Below are 839 nucleotides of genomic sequence, written 5' to 3'. Positions count from 1 at the left end.
TGGCGCAGCAAGTACGGTGGGATGGACGCCGCGCTGATGAAGCGGCTCAAGGAGCTTGAGAGCGAAAACCGCCGTCTCAAGGCAATGTACGCCGAGGAGCGGCTCAAGGCCGAGATTCGTCAGGAGGTGATCGAGGGAAAATGGTAAGGCCATCTCGCCGACGTGAGGTGGCCCAAAAACTTGTTGAAACGCGGGGTATCAGTATCAAGCTGGCCTGCGCGGCCCTGTCGATCAGCCCGACCTGTTACCGCTACCAGCCCCGGCTGTCAGCGGACAACGCGCGCATCGCCGACTGGCTGATCCGGCTGACCCACAACCAGCGCAACTGGGGCTTTGGTTTATGCTTTCTGTACCTGCGCAACGTCAAGGGCTATGGCTGGAACCACAAGCGGGTGTACCGGATCTACCGCGAGCTGGAACTGAACCTGCGGATCAAGCCGAAAAAGCGCCTGAAACGCGACCGGCCCGAGCCGCTGACGGTGCCCCGGGCCATCAACCAGGTCTGGTCCATGGATTTCCTGCACGACCAGCTCGCCGACGGCCGCAGCTTCCGGGTGCTCAACGTACTGGATGACCACAACCGCCAGGGCCTGGGCATGGAGATCGACCTGTCGCTGCCCAGTGCCCGCGTGATCCGCTGTCTGGCACAGATCATCGAATGGCGCGGCAAGCCCGAGGTTATTCGCTGCGACAACGGCCCGGAATACATCGCCGGCGAGTTGGTGACCTGGATGAAACAGCAGGGTATCCGCCTGGAGTACATCCAGCCTGGCAAGCCGCAGCAGAACGCCTATGTCGAACGCTACAACCGGACCGTGCGCTACGATTGGCTGAGCCAG

1 pseudogene is annotated in these 839 nt (G+C 62.0%); it reads left to right on the top strand.

What is annotated here, in order from left to right:
- Nucleotides 1-839 (top strand): annotated as a pseudogene (locus tag RM532_RS15815) (IS3 family transposase); the annotation flags it as partial.

Source organism: Spectribacter hydrogenoxidans (assembly GCF_031846275.1).
In the GTDB taxonomy this organism is placed as follows: Bacteria; Pseudomonadota; Gammaproteobacteria; order Nevskiales; family Salinisphaeraceae; genus Spectribacter; species Spectribacter hydrogenoxidans.
Note: the sequence above shows the minus strand (reverse complement) of the source record. Positions and strands in the feature narration are given on the sequence as shown.